At 57.2% G+C, this 22,222-nt stretch carries 24 protein-coding genes; 13 read left to right on the forward strand and 11 right to left on the reverse strand.

Annotation, left to right across the window (positions count from 1 at the left end; translation table 11 throughout):
• Nucleotide 1: 1 nt before the first annotated feature.
• The 6 genes from paaH (at nucleotide 2) to paaY (ending at nucleotide 6,128) form a co-directional block, all read left to right on the forward strand.
• Nucleotides 2-1,426: a 3-hydroxyacyl-CoA dehydrogenase PaaH gene (paaH, locus tag USF70_RS06095; protein ID WP_320735398.1), complete on the forward strand. Its 1,425-nt coding sequence runs from the start codon at nucleotides 2-4 to the stop codon at nucleotides 1,424-1,426.
• Nucleotides 1,416-1,838 (forward strand): hydroxyphenylacetyl-CoA thioesterase PaaI, encoded by a 423-nt coding sequence (gene paaI, locus USF70_RS06100; RefSeq protein WP_223563358.1) that lies wholly within the window; start codon nucleotides 1,416-1,418, stop codon nucleotides 1,836-1,838. The genes paaH and paaI overlap by 11 nt, the downstream gene beginning before the upstream one ends.
• Nucleotides 1,838-3,043 (forward strand): 3-oxoadipyl-CoA thiolase, encoded by a 1,206-nt coding sequence (gene pcaF, locus USF70_RS06105; RefSeq protein WP_198885366.1) that lies wholly within the window; start codon nucleotides 1,838-1,840, stop codon nucleotides 3,041-3,043. The genes paaI and pcaF overlap by 1 nt, the downstream gene beginning before the upstream one ends.
• A 27-nt stretch (nucleotides 3,044-3,070) precedes the next feature.
• Nucleotides 3,071-4,387 carry a phenylacetate--CoA ligase PaaK gene (paaK, locus tag USF70_RS06110; protein WP_045888536.1) on the forward strand — a complete coding sequence of 439 codons (1,317 nt, stop codon included), beginning with the start codon at nucleotides 3,071-3,073 and terminating at the stop codon, nucleotides 4,385-4,387.
• 199 nt (nucleotides 4,388-4,586) lie between these two features.
• On the forward strand, nucleotides 4,587-5,522 hold the full coding sequence (paaX, locus tag USF70_RS06115) for a phenylacetic acid degradation operon negative regulatory protein PaaX (protein WP_033145431.1): 936 nt from the start codon (nucleotides 4,587-4,589) through the stop codon (nucleotides 5,520-5,522).
• Nucleotides 5,523-5,531: 9 nt separating this feature from the next.
• Entirely contained in the window at nucleotides 5,532-6,128 is a 597-nt protein-coding gene (paaY, locus tag USF70_RS06120; protein ID WP_045888537.1) for a phenylacetic acid degradation protein PaaY, read from the forward strand.
• Here paaY and USF70_RS06125 read toward each other — a convergent pair.
• Complete coding sequence (locus USF70_RS06125; RefSeq protein ID WP_320735399.1) at nucleotides 6,037-7,308, reverse strand: serine hydrolase domain-containing protein; 1,272 nt, start codon at nucleotides 7,306-7,308, stop codon at nucleotides 6,037-6,039. The two genes, paaY and USF70_RS06125, sit on opposite strands and share 92 nt — an antisense overlap.
• Nucleotides 7,309-7,445: 137 nt before the next feature.
• Here USF70_RS06125 and USF70_RS06130 point away from each other — a divergent pair, with 137 nt between their 5' ends.
• Nucleotides 7,446-7,928, forward strand: a complete 483-nt coding sequence (locus USF70_RS06130; RefSeq protein WP_221702410.1) for a glutathione peroxidase — start codon at nucleotides 7,446-7,448, stop codon at nucleotides 7,926-7,928.
• Between the two features lie 165 nt (nucleotides 7,929-8,093).
• Here USF70_RS06130 and USF70_RS06135 read toward each other — a convergent pair whose 3' ends face one another.
• Entirely contained in the window at nucleotides 8,094-8,600 is a 507-nt protein-coding gene (locus USF70_RS06135; RefSeq protein WP_248232823.1) for an AAA family ATPase, read from the reverse strand.
• Between the two features lie 329 nt (nucleotides 8,601-8,929).
• Between USF70_RS06135 and USF70_RS06140 the strand changes: the two genes are divergently transcribed.
• Nucleotides 8,930-9,415, forward strand: coding sequence for a GNAT family N-acetyltransferase (locus tag USF70_RS06140; protein ID WP_193139202.1), 486 nt, complete (start codon nucleotides 8,930-8,932; stop codon nucleotides 9,413-9,415).
• Nucleotides 9,416-9,522: 107 nt separating this feature from the next.
• Here USF70_RS06140 and USF70_RS06145 read toward each other — a convergent pair whose 3' ends face one another.
• Together USF70_RS06145 and USF70_RS06150 are read right to left on the reverse strand one after the other, a co-directional pair.
• The gene (locus USF70_RS06145; protein ID WP_219939590.1) at nucleotides 9,523-9,960 is read right to left on the reverse strand and encodes a VOC family protein; all 438 of its coding nucleotides are present in this window, start codon (nucleotides 9,958-9,960) and stop codon (nucleotides 9,523-9,525) included.
• An 82-nt stretch (nucleotides 9,961-10,042) separates the two neighbouring features.
• Nucleotides 10,043-11,203 (reverse strand): MFS transporter, encoded by a 1,161-nt coding sequence (locus USF70_RS06150; protein WP_320735400.1) that lies wholly within the window; start codon nucleotides 11,201-11,203, stop codon nucleotides 10,043-10,045.
• Between the two features lie 130 nt (nucleotides 11,204-11,333).
• On the opposite strand from USF70_RS06150, the gene USF70_RS06155 reads away from it, so the two are divergent.
• Nucleotides 11,334-11,870, forward strand: a complete 537-nt coding sequence (locus USF70_RS06155) for a MarR family transcriptional regulator (protein WP_320735401.1) — start codon at nucleotides 11,334-11,336, stop codon at nucleotides 11,868-11,870.
• Between the two features lie 24 nt (nucleotides 11,871-11,894).
• Nucleotides 11,895-12,818, forward strand: coding sequence for a LysR substrate-binding domain-containing protein (locus USF70_RS06160; protein ID WP_232938131.1), 924 nt, complete (start codon nucleotides 11,895-11,897; stop codon nucleotides 12,816-12,818).
• Nucleotides 12,819-12,865: 47 nt separating this feature from the next.
• Here the strand turns inward: USF70_RS06160 and USF70_RS06165 are convergent, their stop codons facing one another.
• Nucleotides 12,866-13,336 carry a hypothetical protein gene (locus USF70_RS06165; RefSeq protein WP_320735402.1) on the reverse strand — a complete coding sequence of 157 codons (471 nt, stop codon included), beginning with the start codon at nucleotides 13,334-13,336 and terminating at the stop codon, nucleotides 12,866-12,868.
• A gap of 265 nt (nucleotides 13,337-13,601) precedes the next feature.
• On the opposite strand from USF70_RS06165, the gene USF70_RS06170 reads away from it, so the two are divergent.
• Both USF70_RS06170 and USF70_RS06175 read left to right on the forward strand, forming a co-directional pair.
• The gene (locus USF70_RS06170) at nucleotides 13,602-14,078 is read left to right on the forward strand and encodes a WbuC family cupin fold metalloprotein (protein ID WP_182383498.1); all 477 of its coding nucleotides are present in this window, start codon (nucleotides 13,602-13,604) and stop codon (nucleotides 14,076-14,078) included.
• Nucleotides 14,079-14,121: 43 nt separating this feature from the next.
• Nucleotides 14,122-14,424: a hypothetical protein gene (locus USF70_RS06175; RefSeq protein WP_033145442.1), complete on the forward strand. Its 303-nt coding sequence runs from the start codon at nucleotides 14,122-14,124 to the stop codon at nucleotides 14,422-14,424.
• A gap of 129 nt (nucleotides 14,425-14,553) precedes the next feature.
• Here the strand turns inward: USF70_RS06175 and USF70_RS06180 are convergent, their stop codons facing one another.
• From USF70_RS06180 to USF70_RS06205, 6 genes are all read right to left on the reverse strand, one after another.
• Nucleotides 14,554-15,153, reverse strand: a complete 600-nt coding sequence (locus USF70_RS06180) for an NAD(P)H-dependent oxidoreductase (protein WP_224978850.1) — start codon at nucleotides 15,151-15,153, stop codon at nucleotides 14,554-14,556.
• Between the two features lie 73 nt (nucleotides 15,154-15,226).
• On the reverse strand, nucleotides 15,227-15,820 hold the full coding sequence (locus USF70_RS06185) for a TetR/AcrR family transcriptional regulator (RefSeq protein ID WP_023335591.1): 594 nt from the start codon (nucleotides 15,818-15,820) through the stop codon (nucleotides 15,227-15,229).
• Between the two features lie 43 nt (nucleotides 15,821-15,863).
• A complete protein-coding gene (locus tag USF70_RS06190) occupies nucleotides 15,864-18,944 on the reverse strand; it encodes an efflux RND transporter permease subunit (RefSeq protein ID WP_320735403.1) in 3,081 nt (1,026 codons plus the stop codon).
• On the reverse strand, nucleotides 18,941-20,050 hold the full coding sequence (locus tag USF70_RS06195) for an efflux RND transporter periplasmic adaptor subunit (RefSeq protein WP_320735404.1): 1,110 nt from the start codon (nucleotides 20,048-20,050) through the stop codon (nucleotides 18,941-18,943). Before USF70_RS06195 ends, USF70_RS06190 begins: the two co-directional genes overlap by 4 nt.
• Nucleotides 20,051-20,124: 74 nt before the next feature.
• Nucleotides 20,125-20,739, reverse strand: a complete 615-nt coding sequence (locus tag USF70_RS06200) for a TetR/AcrR family transcriptional regulator (RefSeq protein WP_087822516.1) — start codon at nucleotides 20,737-20,739, stop codon at nucleotides 20,125-20,127.
• A 208-nt stretch (nucleotides 20,740-20,947) separates the two neighbouring features.
• Nucleotides 20,948-21,742 carry an SDR family oxidoreductase gene (locus tag USF70_RS06205; RefSeq protein ID WP_320735405.1) on the reverse strand — a complete coding sequence of 265 codons (795 nt, stop codon included), beginning with the start codon at nucleotides 21,740-21,742 and terminating at the stop codon, nucleotides 20,948-20,950.
• 96 nt (nucleotides 21,743-21,838) lie between these two features.
• On the opposite strand from USF70_RS06205, the gene USF70_RS06210 reads away from it, so the two are divergent.
• On the forward strand, nucleotides 21,839-22,207 hold the full coding sequence (locus USF70_RS06210; protein ID WP_048981118.1) for a MerR family transcriptional regulator: 369 nt from the start codon (nucleotides 21,839-21,841) through the stop codon (nucleotides 22,205-22,207).
• Nucleotides 22,208-22,222 lie beyond the last annotated feature (15 nt).

Here is a 22,222-nt window from a genome sequence, read left to right on the forward strand (position 1 = left end):
GATGCTGAACATACGGACTGTCGCCGTGATTGGCAGCGGCACGATGGGCGCAGGGATTGCCGAAGTCGCGGCCAGCCATGGGCATCAGGTGCTGATCTACGACATCTCCAGCGATGCGATATCGCGGGCCATCGACGGGATCCGCCAGCGTCTGGCCTCCCGGGTGACGCGCGGAAAACTCTCCGCCGATGCCGGGAGCCAGATCCTCGCCCGGCTGCTTCCGGTCACCGATATCGAGGCGCTCGCCGCGGCCGATCTGGTCATAGAAGCGGCCTCCGAGCGTCTGGAGGTGAAAAAGGCGCTGTTTGCTCAGTTGGCTGAGATCTGCCCGCCGCAAACGGTGCTGACCAGCAATACCTCATCCATCTCCGTTACGGCGATTGCGGCGGACGTCCACCACCCGGAGCGCGTCGCAGGGCTGCACTTCTTCAACCCGGCGCCGGTGATGAAGCTGGTGGAGGTGGTCAGCGGGCTGGCGACCTCTCCGGAAGTGGCCGACGCGCTGTGCGAGCTGGCGCTGAACTGGGGCAAACAGCCCGTTCGCTGCCAGTCAACGCCGGGGTTCATCGTCAACCGCGTCGCGCGTCCGTTTTATTCCGAAGCCTGGCGCGCGCTGGAAGAGCAGGTCGCGCCGCCGGAGGTGATTGATGCCGCCCTGCGCGACGGCGGCGGTTTCCCGATGGGGCCGCTGGAGCTGACCGACATGATTGGTCAGGACGTGAATTTCGCGGTGACCTGCTCGGTATTTAACGCCTTCTGGCAGGAGCGTCGTTTTCTGCCTTCTCTGGTTCAGCAGGAGCTGGTGCTGGCGGGAAGGCTGGGCAAAAAGAGCGGGAAGGGCGTCTACGACTGGCAGAGTGACAAACCCGCCGTGCAGTGGGTGCCGGCCGTGAACGACAGCTACAGCCCGATGCGCGTGGAAAGAAGACGTGACGGTGTCACCGAAATTGATGATGTGTACCTGATTGAAACGCAGGGCGAAACCGCTCAGGCGCTGGCGCTGCGGCTCAACGGCCCGGTGGTGGTGGTGGACCGCATTGAGCGCGACGTGGCGGTGATTGCGGCGGCCGCCAGCAACCCGCACACCGCGACGCAAAAGGCCATCCGCTACCTGCAACAGCAGGGTAACCGGGTGGTGCAAATTGCCGATTATCCCGGCCTGCTGGTCTGGCGCACGCTGGCGATGATTGCCAACGAAGCGCTGGATGCCCTGCAAAAAGGGGTCGCCAGCGAGAAGGACATCGATACCGCCATGCGCCTGGGCGTGAACTACCCGAGCGGGCCGATCGCCTGGGGCGAGCGGCTGGGCTGGCAGCGCCTGCTGACGCTGCTGGAGAACCTGCAGCGTCATTACGGTGAAGAGCGCTACCGCCCCTGTTCCCTGCTGCGCCAGCGCGCGCTTCTGGAGAGTAGCTATGAGTCATAACGCCTGGCATAACGCCCGCGCGATGTACGAACGGGACGCCTGCGCGCAGGCGATGGGAATGGACATTGTCGACATGGACGAGGGCTACGCGGTGGTGACCATGACCATCACCCCGCAGATGCTTAACGGCCATAAAACCTGCCACGGCGGACAGCTTTTTTCGCTGGCAGACACCGCCTTTGCCTACGCCTGCAACAGCCAGGGGCTGGCGGCGGTAGCCTCAGGCTGCTCGATTGATTTTCTGCGTCCGGGCTTTGCCGGGGACACGCTCACCGCCACCGCGCGGGTGATGCATCAGGGCAAGCTGACCGGCGTGTACGACATTGAAATCCAGAACCAACAACAGAAAACCGTCGCCCTTTTTCGCGGGAAATCTCACCGCATCGGCGGCAGCGTGACAGGAGAGGCCTGATGCGTGACGCATTTATTTGTGATGGCGTTCGAACCCCGGTGGGTCGCTACGGCGGCGCGCTTGCCGCAGTCCGGACCGACGATCTCGGTGCCGTGCCGCTGCGCGCGCTGCTGGCCCGCTATCCCCAGCTCGATCTCGAGCGGATTGACGACGTGATTTTCGGCTGCGCCAACCAGGCGGGGGAAGATAACCGCAACGTGGCGCGCATGTCGTCCCTGCTCGCCGGGCTGCCGCAGACGGTGTCCGGAACCACCATCAACCGCCTGTGCGGGTCGGGTCTGGACGCGATTGGGTTTGCTGCCCGCGCCATTAAGGCGGGCGATGGCGAGCTGCTGATTGCGGGCGGCGTGGAGTCGATGTCGCGCGCGCCGTTTGTGATGGGCAAAGCCACCGCCGCGTTTCAGCGTCAGGCGGAAATCTTTGATACCACCATCGGCTGGCGATTTGTGAATCCGCTCATGCATCAGCAATTCGGAACTGACAGTATGCCGGAAACGGCAGAGAATGTAGCTGAATTGTTAAATATCAGCCGTGCCGATCAGGACGCGTTCGCGCTGCGCAGCCAGCAGCGTACCGCGCAGGCGCAGCAGAACGGCATTCTGGCGCAGGAGATCGTGCCGGTACCGGTGCCGGGCAAAAAAGGGGCGGTCACTGAGTTCTGCGTGGATGAACATCCGCGCGCGGACACCACGCTCGAACAGCTCGCCGGGCTAAAAACGCCGTTTCGTAAGAACGGGGTGGTTACGGCGGGGAATGCCTCCGGCGTCAACGACGGCGCTGCGGCGCTGATCGTCGCCAGCGAGAAGATGGCGCTGGCGCAGGGATTGGTCCCGCGCACGCGGATCGTGGCGATGGCGACGGCGGGCGTGGAGCCTCGTCTGATGGGGCTCGGCCCGGTCCCTGCGACCCGCAAGGTGCTGGAACGCGCCGGACTCAGCATTAACGATATGGACGTTGTCGAGCTTAACGAAGCTTTCGCCTCGCAGGCGCTGGGCGTGCTGCGTCAGTTAGGCCTGCCGGATGATGCCGCGCACGTCAACCCGAACGGTGGCGCGATTGCGCTGGGCCACCCGCTGGGCATGAGCGGTGCCAGACTGGCGCTGGCCGCGAGCAACGAACTGCACCGACGCGGCGGGCGCTACGCGCTGTGTACGATGTGCATCGGTGTGGGTCAGGGCATTGCCATGATCCTTGAGCGTGTTTGAGCATAAAAACAATGTGAGTACCCTACAATGACAAATACAACAAAGCTTGATCCGATTGAAACGGCCTCCCTTGACGAGCTACAGGCGCTGCAGACCGAGCGTCTGAAATGGACGCTGCATCACGCCTACAACAACGTGCCGATGTACAAACGCAAGTTTGACGCCGCGGGCGTTCACCCTGACGATTTCAACGAGCTGGCGGATATCCGCAAATTCCCGTGCACCACCAAGCAGGACCTGCGGGATAACTATCCGTTCGATACCTTTGCCGTGCCGATGGAGCAGGTGGTGCGTATTCACGCCTCATCCGGCACCACCGGCAAACCGACCGTTGTCGGCTATACGCAGGGCGACATCGACAACTGGGCCAATCTGGTGGCCCGCTCCCTGCGCGCCGCGGGCGGCAGCGCGAAGGACAAAATTCACGTGGCGTATGGCTACGGCCTGTTTACCGGCGGGCTGGGGGCGCACTATGGCGCCGAGCGTTTAGGCGCGACGGTGATCCCGATGTCCGGCGGCCAGACGGAGAAACAGGCGCAGCTGATCCGTGATTTCCAGCCGGATATGATCATGGTGACGCCGTCCTACTGCCTCAACCTGATTGAGGAGCTGGAGCGCCAGATGGGCGGCGATGCCAGCGGCTGTTCCCTGCGCGTGGGCGTCTTCGGCGCCGAGCCGTGGACGCAGGCCATGCGGCGCGAAATTGAAAAACGCTTAGGCATTACGGCGCTGGACATTTATGGCCTCTCCGAGGTGATGGGGCCGGGCGTGGCGATGGAGTGTATCGAAACCGTCGACGGCCCGACCATCTGGGAAGATCACTTCTACCCGGAGATCGTCAACCCGAACGACGGCACGCCGCTGGATGACGGGCAGCAGGGCGAACTGCTGTTCACCACGCTGACCAAAGAGGCGCTGCCGGTGATCCGCTACCGCACCCGCGACCTGACGCGCCTGCTCCCGGCCACCGCGCGCAGCATGCGCCGCATGGACCGCATCAGCGGGCGCAGTGACGATATGCTGATCATCCGCGGCGTCAACGTCTTCCCGTCGCAGCTGGAAGAGGAGATCGTCAAGTTCGAACACCTTTCTCCGCACTATCAGCTGGAGGTGAACCGTCGCGGTCATCTTGATTCACTTTCTGTGAAGGTGGAGCTGAAAGAGAGTAGCCTCACGCTGACCCATGAGCAGCGTTGCCAGGTGTGCCACCAGCTTCGCCACCGCATTAAGTCGATGGTGGGGATTTCCACCGACGTAATGATCGTTAACTGCGGCAGCATCCCGCGCTCGGAGGGCAAAGCCTGCCGGGTGTTTGACTTGCGTAAAGCTGCGGCCAACGGCTAAGTTTTCCCTCACCCCGGCCCTCTCCCAAAGGGAGAGGGTGTAAACAGTTCCTTCTCCCAAAAGGAGAGGGTGTAAACAGTTCCTTCTCCCAAAAGGAGAGGGTGTAAACAGTTCCCTCTCCCAAAGGGAGAGGGTTAGGGTGAGGGAGAAACCTCAGAATCCTGTGCTATGATTCATCCAGGACAAAAATAACAACAGAATGAATCACATGAATAAACTCGACGCCTTTATCCAGCACGCGGTCAGCTCCGTTCCCGTCAGCGGGACCTCGCTTATCTCCTCGTTATACGGTGACGCGCTTTCCCATCGCGGCGGTGAGATTTGGCTCGGCAGCCTGGCCGCCCTGCTGGAAGGCATGGGGTTTGGCGAGCGCTTCGTGCGTACCGCGCTGTTTCGACTCAACAAAGAGGGCTGGCTGGACGTTTCCCGCATCGGGCGTCGCAGCTTTTACCGCCTGAGCGATAAAGGGCTTCGCCTGACGCGTCGCGCGGAGAATAAGATTTACCGCGCGGAACTGCCCGCCTGGGACGGCAAATGGCTGTTGCTGCTCTCCGAAGGTCTGGATAAAACCACCCTTGCCGACGTCAAAAAACAGCTGATCTGGCAGGGGTTTGGCACGCTGGCGCCGAGCCTGATGGCCTCGCCGTCGCAGCATCTGGCGGATGTGCAGTCCCTGCTTCACGATGCCGGCGTGGCGGAAAACGTGATTTTCTTTGAAGCCCACTCGCCGCTGGCGCTCTCCCGTGCCGCGCTGCGTTCGCGGGTGGAGGAGTGCTGGCAGCTAACCGAGCAAAACGCGATGTACGAGACGTTCATCGATTCATTCCGCCCGCTGCTGCCGCTGTTGAAAGAGGCCGCGCCGGAGGAGCTGACGCCGGAACGCTGTTTCCAGATCCAGCTGCTGCTGATTCACTTTTATCGTCGCGTGGTGCTGAAAGATCCGCTGCTGCCGGAAGAGTTGCTGCCCGCGCACTGGGCGGGGCAAAGCGCCCGACAGCTCTGCATTAACATCTATCAGCGTGTCGCGCCGGGGGCGCTGGCGTTTGTCAGTGAGAAGGGCGAAACCTCCGTGGGCGAACTGCCCGTGCCCGGCACGCTTTACTATCAACGCTTTGGTGGTCTTACAAGCGCATAAGGAGCGAAGATGCCAGTTTATCAAATTGACGGTCTGACGCCGGTCGTGCCGGACGAGAGCTATGTTCACCCGACGGCGGTGCTGATTGGCGACGTGATTCTGGGCAAAGGCGTTTACGTCGGTCCTAACGCCAGCCTGCGCGGTGATTTTGGCCGTATCGTGGTGAAAGACGGTGCCAACATTCAGGATAACTGTGTGATGCACGGCTTCCCGGAGCAGGACACGGTGGTGGAAGAGGACGGGCATATCGGCCACAGCGCTATTCTCCACGGCTGCGTGATCCGCCGCAATGCGCTGGTGGGCATGAACGCGGTGGTGATGGACGGGGCGGTCATCGGTGAAAACAGCATCGTCGGCGCGGCGGCGTTCGTGAAGGCGAAAGCGGAGATGCCCGCCAACCATTTGATCATCGGCAGCCCGGCCAAAGCGATTCGCGAGCTGAGCGAGCAGGAGCTGGCGTGGAAGCAGCAGGGCACGCGGGAGTATCAGGTGCTGGTGGAGCGCTGCAAGCTAACTATGCACCAGGTGGAGCCGCTGCGAGACGTTGAGCCTGACCGGAAACGGCTGGCGTTTGATGAGAACTTAAGGCCGAAGTCGGCGGTGTAGGGCTCAGACCGTCTTTTTTCGCCATATCCATCAACAGCGCGATGCCGATGTAATTACTCCAGTTAAAGGTATTTTGCAGCACCACCACCGCATTGCCTTTTTCTTTGTCATAGCCGATAAAGCTGGAGTAACCGCCGATATAGCCGACCTGATAGGTGATTTTTTCCAGACCGATAAAGTCGGTGGTCCAGGCAATACCCTGCACTCCGTCAGGGCGTTGAATATCGGTATTTCTCACTTCGGCAAAGACATTGTCCAGCAGGGGATTGTGGGTCGTTGAGACGTGATAGCGGGCATAGGCCGCCAGATCTTCGGCGTTGCTGTACAAGCTCGCTGCCGCCACCATGTTGTTGGAAAAATGCCAGTCCGGGGTGAGCTGCCCGCGCGGGATGAATTTAGGCTGATCGCCCGCGTGGCCGAGCGCACGCTGCGGGTAGCCTTTGAGCCGCTGGGGAATAAAGCTGCTGTTAGCCATTTGCAGCGGACGGAAAATATAGCGCGAGGCTAAACTCTGGATATCTTCGCCGGTCTTGTGCTTCAGGATATAGCCGATCAGGGCGTAGCCGGTATTGGAATATTGCGGCACTTTATTCTTTGGCGCCCGCCAGTCGGCGAGGTAGCGCAGCACGTTATCGCTGTCCAGCTCGCTATAGAAATTTTCGCCCGTGCTTAAATAGCCGATGAATTTCCCAAGCATCGGAACATCCATATTCTGACGCGGCAGGCCGGAGGTGTGGGTTACCAGTTCAAGCAGGGTGATTTTTTGTGCATCCGCGCTAAGCGGCGTCCCCGGCGGTAGCAATGTCGCCAGGTTATCGTTCCAGTTCAGTTGCCCTTCATTCACCAGACAAGCCACCACTTCCGCCGTGATCCCTTTGCTGAGCGAGCCGAGCGCAAACAGGGTGTCGGACCTGACCGGATAGCGATTGACCGCATCGGTTACGCCCCATGTGTAAAACTGCGGCGAGCCGTGATTATGGATCACCGCGACCGTCATCCCGGGAACGGATTTTTGCGCCATATAGTGACGCACCACGCTGTCAACGTCGCCATCCAGCGAATCATGGGTGAGAAGTTCCTGAGTACCTTCCGGGGAGGACATCTGTGAGAGCGTGCCACAACCGCTGAGGAGTGGGAGAGTAAGCAGAAGCCAGCGAATTTTTTTTGTTATGTTCTGCATACCTGATAGCGAGTGTGGTGGTCATTGGCGCGCCAGGAATGTATCACAAATAGCCTGCCTGAATGTAAACTTTCTAAACGGCGGCGGCCCTGTTGATGGTCACCGTGACTTTTCGGCCAGCCTTGAGGGATTTCAGTATGACTCGCTTTTATCAACTTACCGCCACCCGCCTGGATGGCCGCCTTATCTCAATGGCCGACTATGCGGGAAAGGTGGTTTTGGTCGTCAATACCGCCAGCCAGTGTGGCTTTACGCCGCAATATGCGGGCCTTGAAGCGCTATACAAGAAATACGCCGATCAAGGACTAGTGGTGCTGGGCTTCCCCTGCAACCAGTTCGGTAAACAGGAACCCGGCGGCGCCGACGAAATCTCGAAAACCTGTCACATCAACTACGGCGTGAGCTTCCCGATGTTTGAGAAGGTAGAAGTTAACGGTAACGCAGCGCACCCGCTGTTTCGTTATCTGAAAAACGAATTGCCCGGCGTGCTGGGAGGGCGGATCAAGTGGAACTTTACTAAGTTTCTGATCGGCCGCGACGGTAAACCACTCAAGCGTTTTGCACCGATGACCACGCCAGAGAAAATGGAGAGGGCGATTGTGGAGGCTTTGGGGAGGTGAGAGTTTTGGTGAATGGAATTAACCATGAGTCGGGCACTTCCGGAATACCCGATGTCCGCTTTGTGCCAGGAGCGGACTTTTAGTTAGCTGTAGTACCGTTTATAACCGTATGAGATGGAAAATAATGAAGCCGCCAACTGGCGGCTTTTGTGCAGGAAGGTAAATTTAGCTGTATTCGGTAATATCAAACCCTTCATCAGCCGTTGGCTCTTCGAAATAGCGCGTTATGATGTCAAATTGTTGATCTGAGGCAGAAAATTCATGCACGCCTTCTGCATTACGGGCGCGCAAGCGGGATTTACATACTTCATCAGAAACTTTCAGATAGTGCAGCTGATTACTGGCACCTGACTCCTTAATAATGCTCATCATCCATTCACGATTTGTTTGTGTGTTTGCCGGGAAATCAAGAACCACTGATAAACCAGCGTTGAGTAGTGACACCAGATGAGGCTTCATGGCATTTCTTAGTCTTAATGAATACTGCACATAATCAGATATGGATTGCATTTCATTGGTAAAGAGGGCAGCCAGCCAGCGATCCTCGCTGACAATTACAGTCCCAGGTGATGATCCTAATTTTGCTGACAATGTGGATTTTCCGGATGCAATTTTTCCACATAACAAGTGCAAGACAGGTTTTTCAGGCGTCGTTACTGCATTTGTGTCCATTCTTTACCTCACTGAATTGTTACCGGTAAGGCCCGCCTTACCGGCGGGAAAATGGCGAACGTTATCCCACCTGAGTCAGACAGGTGATAATAATCATTGAATAGGTTAGGACTGAGTGTGTTTTCATCGTCATTCAACTTAACAGGGCCTGAATGCAAAATCAGCAATTTTTTCACTTATATACTGAGTGTCCGCTCCGAGCTCAAAACTGCTTCAGGAACTATGAAACAACTGCGTTATTTAACAATTTGCGGTAGTAACCTTTATTGATATAGCTTTATTGCTTTTGTGTTAATTTAAATTGGTACTATTTGCTTAAGGAGATATGCGTGAACATCACCATCTGCAAACCAGACGAATATCCTGATTTGGTTGATATTTTTATCGAGATGGAAAACTATTATAACCAGGATGTTTGCTTGTCCAGGAGTGACATGACCGCATATCTGAGGGATAAGGTCCTTGCAGTCGACTCTCATACTGAAGTTCACAAAGTGGTTTGTGAAGGAGTAATAGCTGCGTTTTCATGTGTCTCAGTGATGTACCCTTCACCACGTTTCAGCGGGCAAATGTTTATCAAAGAGCTTTTTGTTTCAGCACCTTTCAGGAGGGCTGGAGTGGGTAGAAAGCTGATGAGTTTTATAGCCAGCCGGGCTCAAGAGCGGGGGTGTTTACAACTCGATTGGTTATCTGTGGCAGCAGACCCACTGGCGCAAAAGTTTTATGAGTCTTTCGGTGCTCAGGTTATCAAGAGTGTTAACTATCATCGGGTTTTTGGCACAAAAATAGATGAGCTTGCCCGCAGTGCCGGCTGAAGTACCCAGAAATAGACTCACAACGTTGGTGTAAATAGCATAAGGGTACGCCCACTGTTCGCTCAAAGCAGGCGTTTCCCACCACAATGCTGCTTTCCAAAACCCCATTATCCCCGCAGCCACGGCGTAATCGTCAGCCCGGTAAGCAAGCCTTCCGGGCTGAGCAGGCGAGTGACGGTTTGCCCCCACGGTTCCAAACGGTTAGCCACCAGCATCCGATAGCCTTTTTCGCTCAGAACGCGTGTAGCCGAGTCCAAATCCTGTACCTCATACTCAACCCATCCCTGCGGTATCGGGTGCTCAACTGGCCACTGTTCTTCTCCAAAACAGGACGTTGCCGCCTGTGCGAGCGGCCAGACGGCGAAATGCTTCACGCCTTCCAGCTGGCCCTCTTCAGTGAGCAGATAATCGGTATTCCCCTCCATCGGCTTAAGCGGAAGGCCGAGTGTCTGGACATAAAACGCGGTGCTGGACTCCGTATCCCGCGAAATGGGCCCGAACCCGGCGACGAACAAGACATCAATTTCCGGTAACGTCTGCGACATATCCACTCCTGAATGAGGTGAAATTCACCCTGAATTTATCTTACGATCGGCGGAAATACGACTCTCAAAACTGGTATCGCGTTCACCGTGCCTGCACGTCCACGACGGGATTAAAATTTAGCGCGATAACGATCAGCAGCACGACTCCCGCACTCATGATCAGCCATGCGCTGGTCAACGAGACCGAACTGTCGCGAACGATCCCCGCAATTAACGGCATAAGCGCGGCGATCGTGTATCCGCCTCCCTGAACTTTAGACAGCAACTTCCCGGCCTGGGCGGGCGTTCGCGCATGATCGAACGTGACGATGAGCGACAGCGGGAAGAGGGCGCCGATCCCGGTGCCAAGCAGCAACGTGGATAATACAGGCGTCGTACCCGGCGCAAAGACCAGACACAGTAATCCTGCCAGCAGCAACAGCAAAACGGCAATCAGCGGTACGCGACGATCGGGGAATTTACCGATCAGCGCGGAGACGGCAAACCCGGCGACAACCTCGGTTAACGTCAGCCAGGCCAGCATGTAGCCGCTGCTGCGTGCGGACCATCCCGCCTGAATATAGAGCGGGGGCAGCCAGGCCAATACCAGCGTGTAGGCGCCCGTTCCCACGCCGAAAAAGAGCAGCAGTTGCGCTGTTCGGGAGGACGAGAGCGTAACGGTTTCGCGTGCTGTTTTTTCCTCCTGAGGATGCTTAACCAGGGTTAACCACAGTATCAGCGCCAGCAGCGCTAACAGCCCGGCCATTGCCAGCGCGGGCTTCAGCGTGAGCCATGAGAACAACGGCTCTGCGCTGGCGGCGGCGACTGCCGCTCCGGCCATAATGCCCGTGCTGAAGAGCGACATCACCGTGCTGGCCGTTTGCGTATATTCCTTTTTTATCAGGGCAGGCATTAACGCCTGGATCGTGCCTATGCTGGCCCCGCCCAGTAACGCGGTGCCCATAAGACTCTCCGGTGAGGCACTAAAACCGCGCAGCAAACAGGCCGCAAGCAGGATAAAGAGCCCGAGCATAATGCCTCGTACGGCGCCGACTCGGGCTAAAAGCCAGGGGCCACACAGGGCGGCCAGCCCCATCATCGCGACCGGCAGGGTGGTTAGCAGGCTGAATTGCGTAGCGGTCAGCCCCGCTTCGCGCTGCAGCACGGAAAACAGCGGTCCGACAGAAGCCAGAATGGGGCGCAGGTTCAGCCCGACGATAAAAGCGATAACGGCGAAGAGTAAAGGCGACGTGCGTTTCAACATGGAGTCCTTTTCGGTTGTGAATGGCCCGGGCAAATTGCCACGAGCATTTATCTTAACGTTAAGATAAAATATGTTTTTGCGTAAGATGTACCGCACAACAGGATAAATTCGCACGCCATCAGGGGTGAAAATGCAAGATCACGTAGACTTCGTTGTCGGCCAGTGGAGCCGCGCCATGCCGGCGCTGGACGCCTCGTCGATGAAAATTTTTGGCCGAATGCTCAGGCTGATGAAGCATCTGGGAAAAGAATGGGCGCAGGCGATGGCGCAGTTTGGCTTTCGCGAGGGCGAGTTTGACGTGCTCGCCACGCTGCGTCGCGCCGGTGAGCCGTACTGCCTTTCACCCACGCAGCTCTATAAATCGCTGTTGGTAACCTCAGGGGCGATGACGAACCGGCTCAGCCATCTCGAACAGCTTGGGCTTATCAGGCGAATTGCCGATCCGGATGACAAGCGCAGCACCCTCGTAAGCCTGACACCGCACGGGCAGGAGCGCATCGAACAGGCGCTGATCGTCCATACACAAACGCAAAATGCGCTGCTGAGCAACTTATCTGACGCGCAGCGCGCGCAGCTTGAGTCCCTGCTCAGGGAGCTGCTGATGACGTTCCCGTCTGAGGACCTGAGCGACAAGTCACCGAGTGCCGATAATACAAAAACTGCATAGCTAAACCTCACAGAAAGGGAATGTATGTCTTTACCACCACTGTATGCGCTGCGCGCTTTTGAAGTTGCCGCGCGGCTGAACTCCTTCAGCAAAGCGGCTGAAGCACTGAATATCACGCCGGGCGCGGTCAGCAGGCATGTCCGGACGCTTGAACAGTGGTTCGACTGTGAGCTCTTTAAACGCCAGGGGCCGCGAGTGGAGGTCAGTGATGCCGGACGTATTCTGGCCGGACAGCTCAGCGAAAGTTTCTCGAATATTGAGTGGGCCTGTCGCGCATTCAGAAGCGAAAACCACCTTCTGCGCCTCAAAGCCCCCAGCACCCTGACGATGCGGTGGCTGCTGAATGTGCTTAAATCCTTTCGCGAGAACCATGCGAAGCCAAAAATTGAAATTGCCAGCGTCTGGATGGACTTCGACACCGTTGACTTCAGCCGTGAGCCCTACGATTGTGCGATCCTGCTCGGTAATGGCTATTTCGGCGAGTCTACGGAAAGCCGGCTGCTCTTCAGTGAATGGCTCATTCCGGTTTGTACCCCGTCGCTGCTTGAGTCTGCCCGGCATCAGCTCCCAGAGTGCGATCTTATCCATCCCTCTCCGGACAGACGGGACTGGAAGCGATGGCTGAAAAGAACCGGGTCATTCCCCGGGCTCGACGTGAGTCGTGGAATCGTGTTCGACACCCTGGAGCAGGGAAGCCTGGCCGCCATGCACGGTCACGGCGTGGCGATGGCCGACCTCCGCCTCACGCTCGACGCGCTGAAAAGCGGCCTGCTCGCGCTGCCCTTCAGGGAAGCTATCGCAACCGGCGATGGCTACTACCTCGTCTGGCCGAAAAATTCGCTCAGAAGACAGAGTATTGAACGGTTGCTGGCGTGGCTTAACCTTAATGCGCCGGTGCTGCCTTCGTTGGATATCGTCTGTCTTGATTACAATGAAAATCGGGTTTAATAAATAGCGGAATATTTAGTGAAGGATATTCCGCATATAGAACATATTTACGCGTAGGGAATATTCGCCATCTGTTTATATCGCTCCGGCAGGGCGCTGTTCAGGTTGAGTAATTTATCCAGAATATAAAGCGCAGGCGTTCCCTTTGCTCGCTCGGCGTCGACCAGCGCAGTGCGTAACAGATTGGCAGCCGAGGTCATGTCACGGAAATACTCCTGCGATTCACGCGTCTGAGCTTCGCCTGACGCGGCGTAACGCACCTTTGGCCAGTCCGCAAAGTCCAGCAGCGGAAGGATCCCATCCTCTTTTGGTAAATGCGCTGAGAGCAACTCTTCGGCGTTACCCGGATTGCTTTGGGCGAAAGCCAAAAGATGCAGTCGATGTATGAAAGATGATAGCGCTTCTGAGCTTTCCTTTTCTGCTGAAAGTAACGTTATCAGCTCATGCACATTTGCATCAGGGCTATATTTATGAGGCGAGATAATATTCAATACAGGGAATAAAACATCGAGTGTCATAGGTGCTCCATACAGGCTTAGTATTATTTATTTTTCTATCCCAGGGGTGAATGGATGGTATTTCAGGTGCGTCACTTTTTAAAAACGATAAATAGTGGGAATCAATGTGAGTTTTACTCAACGTTGCGCTTTGGGGGCGATCGCACGCATCCTCACGCTGCAGCGATTTGTTTCACAAATGCCATCGCTCATCGACCGTCCAGAATGGTATAACGTCGTGCGGCTAAAGGGGTGCCGTCCGCTGACTCCATTCACAAAGGTGTATATGAAACAAATTACGTTCAGTGACCTGCAGCAACAAAGCGAGCAGGCTGCCAATTCTCCTCGCTTACGCGCGCACCGCAATTTACATCCCGAGCTGAGCGACCCGGTACAGCGCCTGGCTATCGCGATGGAGCCTGGGACCTATGTTCGCCCTCATCGCCACCCGCACACGTTTGAACTGCTGACGGCTCTGAGCGGTCGCTTTCTGGTGTTGAATTTTGATGACGGCGGTAACGTGACCCAGCGCGTGGTGTTAGGTGAAGACTGCAAAGTGCTGGAGATGGATGCCGGTACCTGGCATGCCGTGCTGTCGCTGGATAAAGGCGGCGTCATTTTCGAGGTAAAACACGGCGGCTATCAGCCTGTTCCGGAGCACGATACCGCCCCATGGTCACCGGCTGAGAACGCGCCCGGTTGCGCGGAGCTGATGAAATGGTACGCCCAGGCGCAGGTGGGTGACGGGGGTTTTACCCTGTAAACCGGTGAATTTTGATAAAAATAATCACAAAAAGGATGTGCGTATGTTGAAAAGATTAGTCGCGGGGCAGATGAGCTTACCGATGACTTTCTGGGGATGGGGATTCTGCGGAGGTTTTCTGCTGGGTCTCATTGGGCTTGCTGGAGTGCATACCGGTCACCCGGCAATGGTTCCGCTTTCCTATATCCTTAAAGCCATTCTGTTCAGTGCTGTACTTTCCGGCATTACTTTCATTCTGCGTCGAAAAATCACAGTCTTGGGTGGGGTCGCTTTTTTTATTATTCTGATTCAGGTGATTATGAGCGTAGTGATGGCGATTGGCCTTTTCTCGTTATTTTTTGAATAATCGCTGGAAAGAGAGTTCCGGTTAGCCAGCAGGATTAAAAGATCGCCCCTGACGGTGGTAGGTGATAACGAGACACGCGCTTCCTTCTGGCGAAGGAGGCGCGCCTTTGCTGTGACTGGATAGCCGGGATTATTTAAGACTCTCTAGCCCCTGCAGGAAATCCTCTACCTGCTCAGGCGTCGCCGTGTCTGCCTGGTAAAGGATATCGAGCTTAACGTTCTTCAACCCGCAGAAGCCAAACACGCCTTCGATTATCTGCGTCTGAATCGCCGTCGAATAGCCGTGTTTGTCGAATCCGGTGAGATCGCTGCCGCCGGTAGCGATCAGGCGGACAGGAACGTCGCGTAAGCTGCCCACAATCCGGCCATCGTCGGCCACCTTATACGCCCAGTTCAGGGTTAATACGCGATCGAACCAGCCTTTCAACAGCGCGGGGACCGACCACCAGTACACGGGGAAGACAAACACCAGCATATCCGCTCGCTCGACGCGCTGCTGCTCGCGCAGAATATCGTTGGGAAGGGCGCTCGGATCGCCGTGATACAAATCGAGATCGGCGCGGGTCATCGCCGGATTAAACCCTTCAGCATGCAGATCGGCAATCTCAACCTGCGTACCTTGCTCGCGTAATTTTCCGGCAATACGGGCTGCCAGCGAATGGGATAACGAATTGTCGACAGGATGTGCCGTCACGATCAGTGCGTTATTAATGGCATTTGTAGCAGACATAGCGACCTCGAATGGGTGAGAACTGATGCCTATATTACTATTGGTAACTTAGGTGTCAATTCGCCCCCAGCGATCATTTTGTGCTATTCACGTAGGTCTCCAGCACGCCGGTCATGGCGCCGCTGAGCGTATCTTCCGCCACGTTCCGGGCGAGCACGCCGTTGCCCGCGGCGGTGCTGAGCGCGTCCGCCGCGCCAATGATGGCCGTCAGTACCGCTTCTCCCTGAACGCCTTTCAGCGCGACGAACGGGGAAAGCGCGGTACGCAGGCAGTCGGCGCATTCGGCCACGCATGCCTCACGAAACGTCTGCAGCGCGTGGGATCCGGACAGCGCCGCGGCGATTGGGCCGGTCTCCGGCCCGGCACTAATGGCGCAGTCGATATAGGCGGCGCTGAAAAAGCGGATCGTCTTCTCCAGCGTTTTGCTGTCGACCGCCAGCGTCTCGCGGAACTTCGCCAGCTGCCGGTCGCTATAATCCTGGTACAGCGCCATCAGCAGCCCTTCACGATCGCCAAAGTGATCGTAGGGGATAGGCTTGGTCACGTTGGCCCGCTCGGCCAGGTAGCCAAGGGTCAGCGCCTCCGTGCCTTGCTGACGAACGATTCCGCGCGCAACCTCCAGCAGCTGCACGCGGCGGTCCTCTTTTCTTAAGCGCTTAACAACCATGCTTTCCTCAGAAGTGTTATCTACTCATGGTAGTTTACACGTTTTATGCAGAGTGCTGCACCCGTTGTTCCGCAGGACGGATCCGGAACCATATCGCATACATCGCGGGCAGGAAGACGAGCGTGACGATCGTCCCGCCCAGCGTTCCGCCTATCAGCGTGTAAGCCAGCGTGCCCCAGAACACCGAATGCGTCAGGGGAATAAACGCCAGCACGGCGGCCATGGCGGTCAGCAAGACCGGGCGCGCGCGCTGGACCGTCGCTTCAACCACCGCCTGGAACGGCTCGATGCCCTGCTTCTGGTTATGATCGATTTGACCGATCAGGATCAGCGTATTGCGCATAAGAATGCCTGAAAGGGCGATCAAGCCGACCAGCGCGTTGATGCCAAACGGCTGATTGAAAATCAACAGCACGGGCACTACGCCAATCAGCCCCAGCGGCGCGGTTAAGAACACCATCACCATCGCCGAGATTGAGCGCACCTGCAAAATGATGATCAGCAGCGTCAGGGCAATCATGATCGGAAACAGCGGGATCATTGCCTGCGTGGCTTTGCCCGATTCCTCAATCGAACCCGCCATGTCGATACGGTATCCGGCCGGCAGCGCGTCAACAATCGGCTGGAGCTGCTTCATGACGGCGCCCGACACATCCGGTGGCTGAAGATGGTTAGCGATATCGCCCCGCACGGTAATCGTCGGGGTGCGATCGCGACGGCGCAAGATCGGATCTTCCATACCGATCTCAATCTTGCCGATTTGAGACAGCGGAACGCGCTGTCCCGCATTGCCGACAAGGGTGAAACCCTCGATTTTTGCCGGATCGAGACGGATGTCTCCCGCCGCGCGGCCAATAACCTCCACCGAGCGAATATCCTCCCGCACGGAGGTGACGGGCACGCCTGAGAGCAGAAACTGAAGCTGATCGGCAACGGCACTGGAGGTCAAGCCGGTCGCCTGCAGGCGGTTTTGATCGAGGGTGAAATGCAGGACGGGAACGCGCGACCCCCAGTCGGTGTTGACGGTTCTCATCATCGGGCTCGCCTGAAGCACGGCTTTCACCCGGTCAGCGATGTCATGCACCTGTTCGACATCCGGCCCCGACACGCGCCAGGCAACCGGGAAGGGCGAGTACGGGCCAAACACCAGCTGCGTTACCCGCACGCGCGCTTCAGGGGCAAGGCCGTTGGCGACCGCTTCTCTCAGCCGGAGCTTGAGCGCCTCGCGTGACGTCTCGCTGTCCGTCAGGATCACAATTTTCGCAAAAGACGGGTCGGGCAGTTCTGGCGCCATCGCCAGATAAAAACGGGGTGAACCCTGACCAATATAGGCCGTGACAATTTTGGCTTCGGGCTGCTGGCCCAGCCACGCTTCTATTTTTGCGGTTGCGGCGCTGGTTTGCTCAATCGAGGTACCGTAGGGCATCTGCACCTCAACCAGTACTTCCGGGCGATCGGAGGTCGGGAAGAATTGTTTTTTAACCAGCCCCATGCCGAGCACGGCCAGGATGAAAATGGCGACCACCGAGCCGGCCACCCGCCATTTTCTGGCGATAACGCGGGCCAGCAGCCGGCGAAAACGGTTATAGCGAGGCGTGTTATAGATGGCGGCATGACCCCCTTCGACTTTGGGGATCGCCGGCAGGATCTTCACCCCAAGATAGGGCGTGAACACCACCGCGACAAACCACGAGGCAATCAGGGCGAGGCCGACGATCCAGAACATATTGCTGGTGTATTCCCCTGCGGTCGACTGGGCAAAACCATTCGGCATAAATCCAATGGCCGTCACCAGGGTACCGGCCAGCATGGGCGCGGCGGTATGGCTCCAGGCGAAGGCCGAGGCTTTGATTCTGTCGTAACCTTCCTCCATTTTTACCACCATCATTTCGATGGCGATGATGGCATCATCAACCAGCAGGCCGAGGGCGAGGATCAGGGAGCCCAGCGTCACGCGGTCAAAGTTTATCCCCGCGGCTTCCATCACCACGAAAACGACCGCCAGCGTCAGCGGTACCGCCGCCGCAACGACAACACCCACGCGCCAGCCCATGCTGACAAAACACACCACCATGACCACAAGCAGGGCGACGAAGAATTTGATCATGAACTCATCGACCGACGAGCGAATATTCACGGACTGGTCGGTGACTTTGGTCAGGGACATGCCCAGCGGCAGGCTATCATTTATTTTTGCCGTTTCCGCATCCAGCGCTTTCCCCAGCGCCAGACCGTTCCAGCCTTCACGCATCACAATGCCCAGCAGAAGGGCGGGCTCATGCTGATTGCGTATCAGCATCGCCGGGGGATCTTCGTAGCCTCGCTCAACCGTTGCCACATCGGACAGCTTGAGCGTTTTGCCCTGAGCCACAAAAGGCGTATCGCGGATTTTCTGCAGTTCATCGAACGCGCCGTCCAGGCGGATAAAAATCTGCGCGCCTCGGGTCTCAATGGAGCCCGCCGCGGCTAACGCGTTCTGGCTGTTGAGGGCGTTGAAAATGTCCTGGGGTGAGAGCCCTATCGTCGCCAGACGGTCGTGGGAGAAGGAGATGTAAATCCGCTCGGCCTGTTCGCCGATAATGTTCACTTTCTTCACGCCGGGAACGTGCAGGAGCTGCTGGCGCAGGCCTTCGGCATCGCGTACCAGCTGCCGCTGCGGTTCGCCTTTCGCTTTCAGGGCAAAGAGGGCAAAGGTGACATCCGAGAATTCGTCATTGATCATCGGGCCGATGACGCCCGCCGGCAGACGCTGAGATTCATCTCCGAGCTTCTTACGCGCCTGATAGAACTCCTCCTGCACTTCGGCTGGAGGGGTCTTGTCCTGCAATGACAACGTGATAAACGCCATGCCGGGGCGGGTATAGGTTTCGGTACGGTCATACCATTTGAGTTCCTGCAGGCGCTTTTCCAGCGGCTCGGCGACCTGATCCTGGATCTCCTGCGCGGTGGCGCCCGGCCAGACGGTTATCACCGTCATTTGCTTTACCGTGAAGGGCGGATCTTCCGCCCGCCCGAGCCCAAAGAAGGCGTAAATTCCGGCAATCGTGACCAGAACGATCAGGAACAGCGTGACGGAACGTTCACGGACGGCCAGCGCCGACAGGTTAAAGCGGCTTCCGCTCATGGCGTGTTCTCCGCCAGGGCGGCATTGCGCTGCTTAGCAAGCCTGACGACCTCACCTTCGTGCAGAAGATGGGCGCCTAACGCAACAATCTTCTCACCGGGCTTCACGCCGCCCGTGACCTGCGCCGCATCTTCACCCACGCTCAGCACCCTGACGGGCGTCCATGCGACCTTTGCCGGCTGGGCGGAAATGCGCCAGACGCCGGGACCTTTTCCTGCATCATAGAGTGAAGCCAGCGGGACCTGCATGACCTGACCTTCCGCTTTGTTGTCCTGAACGTTCAGCGTGACGGTCGCCCCCAGCGGCGCGTTAGCCAGCAGTCCATCCAGCACGTAGCGGGCTTCATACGTGCGGGTCGCGGCATCGGCCGAATCAGACAGCAGGCGCAGCGTTGCGGTGACAGGATGTTTTTCATTGCCATACAGCGTGGCCTGCGCTTCGCTGCCGACGGCAGGGCGCAGCGTTTCCGGAAGCTGGACGAGCGCTTCACGCTGTCCGGCTCTGGCGAGCCTGATCGCCACCTGTCCGGCGCTGACGACCTGACCCGGCTCGGCGAGCGTCTCCATGACCACGCCGTCTGAATCCGCCAGCAGTACGGCATACCCCGTGGCGTTTTGCGCCACGCTGGCCTGCGCCCGGGCGGCGCTGAGATCGGCCCTGGCCGTATCGGCCGCCGCTTTGATCTGGTCATACTCCGAGGCAGACACCGCGCCGGACGCCACAAGACCGCGATAGCGCGCCTCATCGCTGGTGGCTTTTCGCGCGCGCGCCTGGGCCGCATCTACCGTGCGCTGCTGCGCCTGAGCCTGTAACTTCAGGTCAACCGGATCCAGGCGCAGCAGGGGCTGGCCCTGTTTGACGGTCTGGCCCGTATCGACCAGTCGCTCAAGGATTTTTCCCTGAACTCTGAAGCCTAAATCGCTTTGCGTTCTTGCGACCACCACGCCCGTGAAGGCGCGGGCGGTATTGTTCGCAAGCTCGACGGAGGCGGATCTGACGAGCGGTGGCTTGGTGCGCGGATCGTCACTCGCTGAAATATCGCCGCAGGCCACCAGGGCAAACGGCAGGAGACAAACGGCAACGCGGGCTGAAGTGAGCCTGAGCATGGGAAACCTTTTTGACGTAACAGGACGGTATCCGCATTCTCTGACTGGTGACCAAAATTGTCAATGGTCACAAATTAGGGGGCCAGGCTTCTTAAAATCAGTGAAGAGAGTAGCACTGCCGCCGTGGGGGCCATTTCGAGGTTGTACTGTAGCTGAACGGGATTAATGTAAGGGCACATCACCATGTAGACGGCACAGGTGACTTCATCCAGCGGCGTTTTTCTTTCAAACTCGCCGGCCTGCCTGCCTTCGATAATGATGCTCTCAATCAGCTTCATCAGGCTTTCGCTGTACTTTTGCGTGGAAGGCCACTGCTCCTGCGCGGCGACGGCGGCGATGTCGTATAGCTTACGGTCGTGGAAAAACAGCTCGCTTCCCGCCTCGGTGAGCGCTTTGAAAAGGCGGCGTAATTTTTCGCTTGCCGACGGCGCATCCTCGATGGCGGATAGTACTGCCGCCATGATCAGCTCCAGGCGGTTAGCGCAGATCACCTCGCCGATTGCCTGTTTGGAATCGAAAAACTTATAAATGTAGGACTTTGAAAAACCAATGGATTTAGCCAGTTCGGCGACGGTGGTTTTTTCATAGCCGTAGTGGCCGAAGTGCTCAAAAGCCGCTTCGACGATTTGCTCTCTGACAGCGTGATCAAGGGGACCACGTGATGATGGGGGATTCATATTTTTAGTCATTATTTAAGCTTAGCGTGACGGGCTACGATTAACAACGAGTGACCATTTTGAGATTTGGTTACCGTCATTCATCATGCGCCGTTCAGACGGGACGATCAACCAGATGCGGTAAGTGTATCACTGTTTTTCGTGCACTATGGCATCTATCTGCCTGCGATAAGCGAGGATTTCAGCGCAACTCCCTTGCGCTGAACAGAGCCGTTTTTGCTTAGGCCGAGCGCGGACGCAATATTTTTTCAACGATAAGCACCAGACGCCTGCGCGTCACGAACCGGTGTAGCTGCCCCAGAAGCCAGTTACCGCATCCGGTAATCAGGTAGTTACGGTTACTCTCCACGGCCTTCAACGCCAGGGTGACCACCTTGTCAGCGGGCATTCGTTTACCGACCGAGGCTTCCTCAGCATTCACCACATCAAAAAAGGCCGTATCCGTTGCGCCGGGGCAAAGCGCCAGGACGCGGATGCCCTTTGAGCGATACTCTCCCCACAGCGCGTTCGAAAACGAGAGCAGGAAGGCTTTGGTTGCGCCATAAATCGCCATATAGGGATCCGGCTGCATCGCGGCCGTTGAGGCAACGTTAATAATTACCCCGGAACCTTGCTGCAGCATTCCCGGCAGCAAGGCGTGAGTCAGCTCCACGGGGGCGATGCAGTTTACGTTTATCTCATCACGCTGCCTGTCGATCGACAGCTTTTCGAATGGCCCGTAGGTGGCGAAGCCGGCGCAATTAATCAGAATGTCGGGGACGCGTCTTAAGGTTTCAAGCCGTTCCACAATGTGGGGAATGGCTTCCGGCTTCACTAAATCCTGCACGATAATCGTGATGGAGACGCCGTGCTTTCTGACTAACTCTACGGCAAGCGCCTGCAGCTTTGGCTCGGAGCGGGCGACCAGGATCAAGGCCACGCCGCGGGCGGCGAGCTGCCGGGCAAAATCACGGCCTATGCCCGACGACGCTCCGGTAATCAGCGCTGTTTTTCCGGTATAATCAAAAGAGTTCATATATTTAATCCCGTTTCCCTAATGTATGCTGCACAGCATAAACCGTGCACTTAGGTACACGGTCAAGCGTGATTTTTACAAGGTGAGGGCGACGCGATGCGAATTGGTGAACTGTGTGCGAAAACGGGATTGTCGAAAGAGACGGTGCGTTACTATGAGCGACAGGGGCTGTTAGAGAATATCCCGCAACCCAATCGCAGCAATAACTATAAAGTCTATTCCGCCGTCGATTTACAGCGTTTAAACATGATCAAGCATGCCAAAATGCTGGGTTTTACCTTAGCTGAAATTTCAGAGGTTTTGGCTGTCTGGGTTGACGACAAATTTACCGCTGAGCAAAAACAGGCGTCTCTGCGCCGCAAGCTGCAGCAGCTTGAAGAGAAAGAAGCGGCGTTAATTGAACTCAGAGCCAGGTTGAAAAACGCCCTTAATAAGGTCGGGCAGCCTTGTGTCGACACGTTTTGATCGCCGGGTGAGAGG

The organism is Enterobacter sp. 237C8 (assembly GCF_034106865.1).
GTDB lineage: Bacteria > Pseudomonadota > Gammaproteobacteria > Enterobacterales > Enterobacteriaceae > Enterobacter > Enterobacter asburiae_B.

Bases quoted from the DNA above. Each gene is read 5' to 3' on its own strand.
- paaH (WP_320735398.1), top strand. From the start codon at position 2: ATGCTGAACATACGGACTGTCGCCGTGATTGGCAGCGGCACGATGGGC.
- paaI (WP_223563358.1), top strand. From the start codon at position 1,416: ATGAGTCATAACGCCTGGCATAACGCCCGCGCGATGTACGAACGGGAC.
- pcaF (WP_198885366.1), top strand. From the start codon at position 1,838: ATGCGTGACGCATTTATTTGTGATGGCGTTCGAACCCCGGTGGGTCGC.
- paaK (WP_045888536.1), top strand. From the start codon at position 3,071: ATGACAAATACAACAAAGCTTGATCCGATTGAAACGGCCTCCCTTGAC.
- paaX (WP_033145431.1), top strand. From the start codon at position 4,587: ATGAATCACATGAATAAACTCGACGCCTTTATCCAGCACGCGGTCAGC.
- paaY (WP_045888537.1), top strand. From the start codon at position 5,532: ATGCCAGTTTATCAAATTGACGGTCTGACGCCGGTCGTGCCGGACGAG.
- USF70_RS06125 (WP_320735399.1), bottom strand. From the start codon at position 7,308: ATGCAGAACATAACAAAAAAAATTCGCTGGCTTCTGCTTACTCTCCCA.
- USF70_RS06130 (WP_221702410.1), top strand. From the start codon at position 7,446: ATGACTCGCTTTTATCAACTTACCGCCACCCGCCTGGATGGCCGCCTT.
- USF70_RS06135 (WP_248232823.1), bottom strand. From the start codon at position 8,600: ATGGACACAAATGCAGTAACGACGCCTGAAAAACCTGTCTTGCACTTG.
- USF70_RS06145 (WP_219939590.1), bottom strand. From the start codon at position 9,960: ATGTCGCAGACGTTACCGGAAATTGATGTCTTGTTCGTCGCCGGGTTC.
- USF70_RS06150 (WP_320735400.1), bottom strand. From the start codon at position 11,203: ATGTTGAAACGCACGTCGCCTTTACTCTTCGCCGTTATCGCTTTTATC.
- USF70_RS06155 (WP_320735401.1), top strand. From the start codon at position 11,334: ATGCAAGATCACGTAGACTTCGTTGTCGGCCAGTGGAGCCGCGCCATG.
- USF70_RS06160 (WP_232938131.1), top strand. From the start codon at position 11,895: ATGTCTTTACCACCACTGTATGCGCTGCGCGCTTTTGAAGTTGCCGCG.
- USF70_RS06165 (WP_320735402.1), bottom strand. From the start codon at position 13,336: ATGACACTCGATGTTTTATTCCCTGTATTGAATATTATCTCGCCTCAT.
- USF70_RS06170 (WP_182383498.1), top strand. From the start codon at position 13,602: ATGAAACAAATTACGTTCAGTGACCTGCAGCAACAAAGCGAGCAGGCT.
- USF70_RS06175 (WP_033145442.1), top strand. From the start codon at position 14,122: ATGTTGAAAAGATTAGTCGCGGGGCAGATGAGCTTACCGATGACTTTC.
- USF70_RS06180 (WP_224978850.1), bottom strand. From the start codon at position 15,153: ATGTCTGCTACAAATGCCATTAATAACGCACTGATCGTGACGGCACAT.
- USF70_RS06185 (WP_023335591.1), bottom strand. From the start codon at position 15,820: ATGGTTGTTAAGCGCTTAAGAAAAGAGGACCGCCGCGTGCAGCTGCTG.
- USF70_RS06190 (WP_320735403.1), bottom strand. From the start codon at position 18,944: ATGAGCGGAAGCCGCTTTAACCTGTCGGCGCTGGCCGTCCGTGAACGT.
- USF70_RS06195 (WP_320735404.1), bottom strand. From the start codon at position 20,050: ATGCTCAGGCTCACTTCAGCCCGCGTTGCCGTTTGTCTCCTGCCGTTT.
- USF70_RS06200 (WP_087822516.1), bottom strand. From the start codon at position 20,739: ATGACTAAAAATATGAATCCCCCATCATCACGTGGTCCCCTTGATCAC.
- USF70_RS06205 (WP_320735405.1), bottom strand. From the start codon at position 21,742: ATGAACTCTTTTGATTATACCGGAAAAACAGCGCTGATTACCGGAGCG.
- USF70_RS06210 (WP_048981118.1), top strand. From the start codon at position 21,839: ATGCGAATTGGTGAACTGTGTGCGAAAACGGGATTGTCGAAAGAGACG.